This is a genomic window from Pseudomonas nabeulensis (genome assembly GCF_004682045.1).
In the GTDB taxonomy this organism is placed as follows: domain Bacteria; phylum Pseudomonadota; class Gammaproteobacteria; order Pseudomonadales; family Pseudomonadaceae; genus Aquipseudomonas; species Aquipseudomonas nabeulensis.
This window is the reverse complement of record NZ_QUZT01000124.1, coordinates 1-7,786: the sequence shown is the minus strand read 5'-3', so window position 1 is coordinate 7,786 and position 7,786 is coordinate 1. Positions and strand designations below refer to the sequence as shown.

General features: G+C 60.9%; 8 protein-coding genes. 2 read left to right on the top strand and 6 right to left on the bottom strand.

The window, feature by feature from the left end; genetic code table 11:
* The 5 genes from DYL61_RS30840 to DYL61_RS30820 all read right to left on the bottom strand — a co-directional run.
* Window positions 1-528: filamentous hemagglutinin N-terminal domain-containing protein (locus DYL61_RS30840; protein WP_135311530.1), on the bottom strand; the 528-nt coding region annotated here is incomplete at its 3' end.
* Between the two features lie 21 nt (window positions 529-549).
* Entirely contained in the window at window positions 550-2,244 is a 1,695-nt protein-coding gene (locus DYL61_RS30835; protein ID WP_135311529.1) for a ShlB/FhaC/HecB family hemolysin secretion/activation protein, read from the bottom strand.
* Window positions 2,245-2,656: 412 nt separating this feature from the next.
* Entirely contained in the window at window positions 2,657-3,670 is a 1,014-nt protein-coding gene (locus DYL61_RS30830) for an AI-2E family transporter (protein ID WP_105695208.1), read from the bottom strand.
* A 222-nt stretch (window positions 3,671-3,892) separates the two neighbouring features.
* A complete protein-coding gene (locus tag DYL61_RS30825) occupies window positions 3,893-4,186 on the bottom strand; it encodes a PsiF family protein (protein WP_105695207.1) in 294 nt (97 codons plus the stop codon).
* A gap of 72 nt (window positions 4,187-4,258) precedes the next feature.
* Entirely contained in the window at window positions 4,259-5,047 is a 789-nt protein-coding gene (locus DYL61_RS30820) for an AraC family transcriptional regulator (protein ID WP_135311528.1), read from the bottom strand.
* A 97-nt stretch (window positions 5,048-5,144) separates the two neighbouring features.
* Here DYL61_RS30820 and DYL61_RS30815 point away from each other — a divergent pair, with 97 nt between their 5' ends.
* Window positions 5,145-6,020 carry a DMT family transporter gene (locus tag DYL61_RS30815; RefSeq protein WP_135311527.1) on the top strand — a complete coding sequence of 292 codons (876 nt, stop codon included), beginning with the start codon at window positions 5,145-5,147 and terminating at the stop codon, window positions 6,018-6,020.
* A 96-nt stretch (window positions 6,021-6,116) separates the two neighbouring features.
* Here the strand turns inward: DYL61_RS30815 and DYL61_RS30810 are convergent, their stop codons facing one another.
* Window positions 6,117-7,007 carry an esterase/lipase family protein gene (locus DYL61_RS30810; protein WP_135311526.1) on the bottom strand — a complete coding sequence of 297 codons (891 nt, stop codon included), beginning with the start codon at window positions 7,005-7,007 and terminating at the stop codon, window positions 6,117-6,119.
* A gap of 167 nt (window positions 7,008-7,174) precedes the next feature.
* Here DYL61_RS30810 and DYL61_RS30805 point away from each other — a divergent pair, with 167 nt between their 5' ends.
* The gene (locus DYL61_RS30805) at window positions 7,175-7,705 is read left to right on the top strand and encodes a ferritin-like domain-containing protein (protein WP_135311525.1); all 531 of its coding nucleotides are present in this window, start codon (window positions 7,175-7,177) and stop codon (window positions 7,703-7,705) included.
* Window positions 7,706-7,786: the final 81 nt, after the last annotated feature.

Sequence of the window (7,786 nt, the reverse complement as noted above, 5' to 3'; positions counted from 1 at the left end):
GCCCTCGACGCGAAAATGGTCCAGACGCCCGCCGTCGAGCACCGGCTTGCCGGTGGTCAAGGTCGCCCGTGGCGTGTTGATAAACCCGCAGCCATTGCAGGTGATGCCATGAGGGTTGGCGACAATCACCCGCGCCGCATGCCCGGCCACTTCGGTGTAGCCGCCAAGGTGGCTGCGATTGCCGCCGGTGACCTCGTTGAGAATCACACTGGCCGGCCGCCCTTGCAGGCCGGGATTGCCGAGAATCACCCCGCCCAGCTGAGTGTTCTGCGCCGCCTGGGTGGCGTTATTGAGGATCAGCCCGTTGCTGCCGACGTTGTAGTCCGTGAACAGGTTGTGGGACAGCCCACTGCCATTGGGCCCGGCGATATTCACCACCGGCACCCCATTGGGCGCATGGCCGAAGCTGGTGCCAGGGCTGGCGGGGTCTACGCTCAGTTGCGCCGCGGCGGACACAAGCGGGTTGAGGAAGAGAATCCCGGCCAGGCTGAGAGCCAGGCACTGGTTAAACGGACTACGCACGTCCATGGGCAAGGTTCCTTATTGTTATTAGAAAAACAGGTCGACTCGGGCGTACATCGGATGCTCGCGGTACTCGATCACCGTCGGGCGTTCCAGCGAGCGGGCGAACACCAGCGAAGCGGCCAGGTGCGGGCCGCGCGCGCTGAGTTCCCAGGCATTGCCACTCAGGCGCCCGGCGAAATCGGGGTTGTGCGGGCCGCGGCTGATCACGCCGATGTCGTAGCCAAACCCCACGCCCACTTCGTGTACCCACGGGCGCAAGACATCCCAGCTCACGGGATGGCGCCAACGCACTTGGCTGCGCCAGTAGCCGCCGTTGTTGCCGGACAGGTTCTGTTCCTGAAACCCGCGCACCGCGCCGAGGCCGCCGACGCTCAGGCGTTGCGGGCCGTAGAGTTCGTCTTCGGCGTGCTGGCCGGTGGCGAGGCTGTCGACGGTCCAGTGCTGGCCCAGCCAACGGAAGGACTGCAAGTAGCTGAGGGTCAGGGTGTATTTCTGATAACGCGAGGTCGGTGCACCGCGCTGAGTGGAGAGATCGCGCTGGGCATCCAGCGCGCCGATGCCCTGTTGCCAACCGGCATCGAGGTTGACGAAGGCATTGCCGATGCGTCGCCCATGGTTGAAGCCCAGTTGGCTCTCGGTGATGCGATGGCTGGAGGTGCGCAGCAGCACGTCTTCCAGGTAGTTGTTGGTACGCAGGTGGCTCAGGCCGAAATTGATCGCGGTCTTGCCCAGGTTGTCGCGGTGCAGCACGCGTTCGGCGCGCAGTTGTTGGCTGGAGGTGTCGCCGGACAGCGCAAAGACAAAACCAGACGCATCGTTGCGCGTGCGGTATTCGCTTTGGCTGTGACTGAAATTCAACGTCCACCAGCCATAGGGCAGGCTGTAGAACAGGCTTTGGCTTGCCGAATGCCGCCAGCGGTCGCTGACGGTATCGTGGTTGGCCCGCAGGCTCAGTTGGTCGGCCAGCCCCAACGGGCTGTCCCACTCAAGGCCAATGCCGGCCTGCTGGCGACCGGTGCCGTGATCGCCATGGTTATTGCGGTTGGCCGACGCACGCCAGGGTTTCAAGCGCTCGCCCTTGAGCGACACACGGCTGCCGCCCACGGTCTGCCCCGGCGCCAACTCCAACTGGGGTTGGCGTGAGGGCAGCCGCGCCAGTTGATCGACCCACTGCTCCAGCTCTCGCAGGTCCAGCACCTCACCGACGGTGCCGGGGAACGCCATGGCCGATTCCAACGGGCTGGCCAGGGCAGAGCTGTCAAAGCCTTCGAGGCGCCCCTCCACCACGATGATGTGCAGCTCACCGCGCATAAGGTCTTGTTGCGGCAGATAGGCGCGGCTGGTGACGTAGCCGCGGTGCAGGTAGTGATCGGTAATACGCCTGAGCAATTCATTGAGCTGCGACACGCCCAGGCACTGACCTTGCCAGGGCGCCAGCAGGCCATCGCGCTGGGCGTCGGACAGCAAAGAACCACCGTCGATGACGATGCGGGTGAAGGTGATGCACTGGCCGTCATCCATCAACGCGGGCGCAGTTTGTTCAACCTCTTCACCGGGTAGGCTTTGCAGCTCGTCGAGGCGGCGGCGCTGCTCCTCCAGCACCTGTTGCTGGCGCTCACGGGCCAGCTCGCGGTCGCCCGGCAACGGTTGCGGTGCGGCAAGCAGAGGGCCGGAGAGCAACGCTATCCCCAGCACGGCAGGTCGAAAAACGGCAGGCATCCCTTTCACCCTCACAGGCGCTCAAATGGAAAGAACGCGCAGATTGCCGAGGCTGAAACGCTTAAGGAAAAGGATAAATGTTACGAAAAAATGCTTGTTTTTTCAGTGAGTTGAAACGGCTGACAGACTTCTGGAATGCACGGAGAAAAAGTGTAGGGAGATGGTGCTGACAGCCGTAGGAAGGTGGAAGCCAGGCAGGATAAAGCCTGACTTTTTCTTACATAGAAAGGAGGCAAATTCAGAAGATTTAGGAGCGTTTTCCGACAGGCAAGACAGGCACGCGGCTCAATGACACCGATTACCGACATGCCTGGAAACGACGGGCGCAAATCTGCGCTCCGCCACCTCCATTTCATTGGTTTTATCGACGAACGGTCGCTACCGGCTGAGTGGTTTATCCCTGCGAGAGGACCTAAACCATCCCCCCCAGCTTCAACTCACTCTTGAGATACGCATAGTAAATCGGCCCCGCCACCACCCCCGGCAAGCCAAACGCGGCCTCAAACACCAGCATCGCCAGCAACAATTCCCAGGACTTGGCACTGATCTGCCCGCCGACAATCCGCGCGTTGAGGAAGTACTCGACCTTGTGGATAACAATCAGATACCCCAACGCCGCCACCGCCACCCAGATCGACAGCGACAGCGCGACGATGGTGATCAGCGTGTTGGACATCAGGTTGCCGATCACCGGCAACAGGCCCAGCAGGAAGGTCAGCACGATCAGGGTTTTGGTCAGCGGCAGGTGGATCCCGCACAGCGGCAGCACCACGGCGAGGAACACGGCGGTGAAGGCGGTGTTCAGCGCGGCGATCTTGATTTGGGCAAAGACGATGTTGCGAAAGGCCTGGACCAGCAGGTGCAGGCGGTCGAACAGCGCGGCGGCCAAGGGTTTGCGTTTGGTCAGGTCGGGCACGCGTTGCAGGGCGATGATGGCGCCGAGCACCATGCCGATCAGCAAGGTGACGAACATGTGCGCGGCGTCTTTGCCCACCAGTTGCAGTTCGCTCAGGTGCTTGCTCAGCCAATCGCCGATGGCCACGCGGAATTCGGCGGCGCTGGCGGGCAGGTAGGCGTCGAGGAACGGCGGCAATTGGCCTCGTGCGCGGTCGACCACACCCATGAATTTGTCGAGGGACGCCCCGGGATTTTCCGCTTCGTGGAGCAGGAAGCTGATGGCGCCGGCAAAGATCAGGGTCAGCACGCTGACGATCAGGGTGCCGAGCAACGCCACGGCCAGCCAGCGCGCACGCCGGCCTTCGATCAGCCGTTGCAGTTGGGGAGTGAGCATGTTGACCAGTTCATAGACCAACAGACCGGCCAGCAGGCTGGGCAGCAATTTGAGCGGCAACACCAGCAGCAATCCGCCGAAAATGATGATGTAGCTGGCCAGCAACAACACATGACGCTGAGAAAACGTTGGCATACAGCCTCAAAACGAACGGCGTTAAAGGATGGGCAGTCTGCCAGCCTTGAGGAAATCAAGCGAGAGCTCAGGTTTAGAATGCGGTCAACTGTGGGAGGGGCGGTGCGACGATTCGACTTGCCCCCGATGGCAGACTTTCAGTTGATGAATATGTCGACTGATCCACCGCTATCGGGGGCAAGCCCCCTCCCACATTGGGTTTCAGGGACTTCAAGATCGCTGTTAGCTACCTTTGAGACAGGTGCTCATAAAGGTCTTACGTGCATCACCCGCCAGCGCCTTGGTTTTCGCCGAGGCATTGCAGTCCTTCATCTTCTGCTGCTGCGGTGTCAGGGTCTTGGCGGGGGCGGCCTTGAGGCAGGTGCTCATGAAGGCTTTGCGTTCATCGCCTTTAAGGGCTTTGGTGGTGGCGTCGGCATTGCAGGTGGTCATTTTGTTTTGCTGGGCAGTGTCAGCGAAGCTTTGGGAACACAGCAGCAGGCCGACCATCAACAGCGGAATACGCAGCATCTTCATGGAGTTTTCTCCCTGTTACCGTGCCAAAGGGGCACGGCCTGCCCAGAAGTGTAGTCAAACCCTGTTACATCTTCACCGCACGTGGATATTCGACCGACGGTATTGCTCCGGCGTACAGCCGGCGTGGCGCTGGAACATCGCGATAAACGCCGACGCGGTGCTGTAGCCCAGGTCAAACGCCACGTGCTGCACGCTGTGTTCACTGTCCAGGGCTTCGATGGCTGCCAGGTAGCGCAGGCGCTGGCGCCATTCGCCAAAGCTCATGCCCAGTTCGCGCACAAACTGACGCGCCAATGTGCGTTCACTTACGTGCACTTGCTCGGCCCAATGCGCCAGGGGACGGTTATCGGCCGGGTTGGCCTGCATCCCTTCCAGCACGCCGAGCAAACCGGGATGGCGCGCGTACGGCAGGAAGCAATCGTGGATCGGCGCCTGCCGGAGTTGGTCCACCAGCACCTGGGCCAGGCGGATATCCGCTTCGGTCTGCGGGATATTCACGTCGCGCTTGGCGAAGTCGCTGAGGATCGCCTTGAGGATGTCACTGATAGCCAAGGTGCAGGGCTGCGGTGGCAGTTGCTCACACAGTTCCGGCGCCAGTCCTACCGAGTGGTAGACAATTGCCTCGGCGTTATACGAGCTGTGTTCCGTATGCGGCGGCACCCACACTGCGTATTGCGGTGGCGACATAAAGCGGTTGCCCGCCACCTCCATGCGCATCACGCCACTGGCGGAATAATCCAGCGAGCCCCAGAAATGCTGGTGCGGGGTGCACTCGGTATCGGGGGCGAAATCGGAATAACGGAAATACACCGGGCTCGGCAAGCTGCGAAAGTCCGCAAGGCGTACGGTATGTCTGGCCATATTGTCTGGATACAGAGGTGGTTTGTCTGGATCGCAGTATAGGCTTCGATCCAGACAAGGGATAATCCTGCCTCAACAACACATCTGGTTCCTTGCGATGCAATACGCTTATCCCCTGCTGGCCATTTTTATCTGGGCGGGTAACACCGTCGTCAACAAATTGGCCGTGGGCTCGATTTTCCCGTCAGAGATCGGCTTTTACCGCTGGCTGCTGGCAGCGCTTCTGTTTACACCGTTCATGCTCAAGCCGGTGATGACCCACTGGGCCACGATCCGTCCGAGCCTGGGCAAGATCTTTATCCTCGGCGTGCTGGGCATGGCGGTGTACCAAAGCCTGGCGTACTACGCCGCCTCGCTGACCTCTGCGACCAATATGGGGATCATTCTTTCGCTGATGCCGTTGATGGCATTGACCGCAGCCATCATCAGCCTTGGCCAGCGCCTGACCTACGGCGCCCTCACCGGTGCAGTGCTGTCGTTTGGCGGCGTCGTGGTCGTGGTCTCGGCGGGCAGCCTTGGCGCGTTGCTGCAACACGGGGTCAACCTGGGGGACGCGATGATGCTGGTGGCCACCCTGGCCTACGCGGTCTACAGCACGCTGCTGAAAAAATGGCAGCTGCGCCTGCCGCCGCTGGTATTGCTGTATTTGCAGGTACTGGTGGCGGTGGTGGTGCTGTTTCCATTGTTTCTGTTCTCGGCGAAGGCTGGCCTGGGCTGGTCGAATATTCCGCTGGTGCTGTATGCGTGCTTGCTGGCTTCGATGGCGGCACCGTTGGCGTGGATGCATTCGGTGAAAACCCTGGGGCCAAGCCGGACGACGTTGTTTTTCAATTTGCTGCCGTTGATCACGGCGTTGATTGCGGCTGTGGTGTTGCAGGAAGAATTGGCGATGTATCACTTGGTGGGGGGGTTGCTGACCTTGGGTGGAGTGATTTTGTCGGAACGTTGGACCACACCGGTCCGTGCTGCCTGAACCATCGCTATCGCAGGCAAGCCAGCTCCCACATTTGAAACGCATTCCCCTGTGGGAGCTGGCTTGCCTGCGATGAACGATAACGCAGTCAACCGGCTATACCCCAGCCGCCTTCAGCCTTTGCGCATGCTCGACAAACAGCCGAATCGGCTCGGCGCCCTTGCCCACCAACCCCATGGATTGGTTGACGATATCGAAGTGGTCCAGCGCATAGTCATCACCGATCACCACCCCCAGGTGTGAGCTGTAGCGCCCGACCATGCCGTCGCACTGGCCTTTCTCTCGCACAAAGCTGCGGGCGAACAGGCGGCAGCTGCGGTTCGTCCCGTCAAACAGGTTGCGTCCCCGGTCGGTGATGCCGGGCTGCAATGTCCCGGACCATGAGTAATAGCGCACACCATTGACCTCCTCGGCGCCCTGCCCTCCCCACGTCTGCGGCAATCCCTGTGGGTACTCACGATTGAACAGCGCCACGCCTTCGCTGGTCAGGGAGCGGTGAGAGGCGTGCAAGTCCGCCTTGAAGCGCGGCCCGCGGTAGCCGGTCTCCAGCAACCCCATCACCCAGGCACACAGATAGAACAGCGCGCTCATCAGCCGACCTTTTACGCTGTGAGGCGGGTAGTGGGCGTGGATATGGTCGGCCAGTTCCGAGCCATGATTCGGCCCGGCCACCGACGTCACCGAGGCCACCCACTCCGGGCGTTTGGCCGCCGCATAACGCGCCGTGAGTGAACCCTGGCTGTGGCCGATCAGGTTGACCTTGTCGGCACCGGTCTCGCGGCGAATTAGCTCGATCTGCACCAGCAACTGCTCGCCGCGCACTTCGCTGGAGTCCAGCGGTGCCACCTGCACGGGGAACACCTGCGCGCCTCCTGCCTTCAACGCCGGGACGATGCCATACCAATAAGGGAACCACCCCAGGCGCACAAAACCGAGCATGCCGGGCACCAGCACAAGGGGGTAACGCGTGGCGAATGACTGCGGCATGGGCCGAACGTCCTTGTTCAAGAAGGATCCCTGGAGGCTAGCGCAGTCCCACGACGAGCTTGTGACATAAATCCGATAAAACTTTTTGTGTGGCGCGGGACTCACAACTTGGAGCGATCACGCCGGCAGAGCGTGGCGCAAAACCGGATTAGCACCAGGAGATCGAGATGACTGAAGCACACCTCACAGACGTTGCCACCCTGCGCAGCCGCGCCCGCCAGAACGTCGAAAATGGCGCCGTAACCGAAGGCTATGACGCCGACCGCGAACAAATCATCCGCTTGCTCAACGAGTCGCTGGCCACTGAGCTGGTTTGCGTGCTGCGTTACAAGCGCCACTACTTCATGGCCAGTGGCATCAAGGCGTCCGTGGCCGCCGGTGAGTTCCTCGAACATGCCAACCAAGAGGCCGAGCACGCCGACAAGCTGGCCGAGCGCATCGTGCAATTGGGTGGCGAGCCGGAGTTCAATCCGGACCTGCTGACCAAGAACTCCCACGCTCAATATGTGGCCGGCAAGGACCTCAAGGAGATGGTCTACGAAGACCTGGTGGCCGAGCGGATTGCGGTGGACAGCTACCGCGAAATCATCCAGTACATCGGCGACAAAGACCCGACCACTCGCCGTCTGTTCGAAGAGATCCTGGCTCAGGAAGAAGAGCACGCCGACGATATGGCGGACATTCTGGAAAGCCTGTAACCCAGCAACACTGCAAAACCATTGTGGGAGGGGCCTTGCCCTAATGCCAGTCAGTTAAGAGGTCTGAGGGATAAAAAATAA

Coding starts and splice junctions, on each gene's coding strand:
- DYL61_RS30805 (WP_135311525.1), top strand. CDS start 7,175: ATGACTGAAGCACACCTCACAGACGTTGCCACCCTGCGCAGCCGCGCC.
- DYL61_RS30810 (WP_135311526.1), bottom strand. CDS start 7,007: ATGCCGCAGTCATTCGCCACGCGTTACCCCCTTGTGCTGGTGCCCGGC.
- DYL61_RS30815 (WP_135311527.1), top strand. CDS start 5,145: ATGCAATACGCTTATCCCCTGCTGGCCATTTTTATCTGGGCGGGTAAC.
- DYL61_RS30825 (WP_105695207.1), bottom strand. CDS start 4,186: ATGAAGATGCTGCGTATTCCGCTGTTGATGGTCGGCCTGCTGCTGTGT.
- DYL61_RS30820 (WP_135311528.1), bottom strand. CDS start 5,047: ATGGCCAGACATACCGTACGCCTTGCGGACTTTCGCAGCTTGCCGAGC.
- DYL61_RS30830 (WP_105695208.1), bottom strand. CDS start 3,670: ATGCCAACGTTTTCTCAGCGTCATGTGTTGTTGCTGGCCAGCTACATC.
- DYL61_RS30835 (WP_135311529.1), bottom strand. CDS start 2,244: ATGCCTGCCGTTTTTCGACCTGCCGTGCTGGGGATAGCGTTGCTCTCC.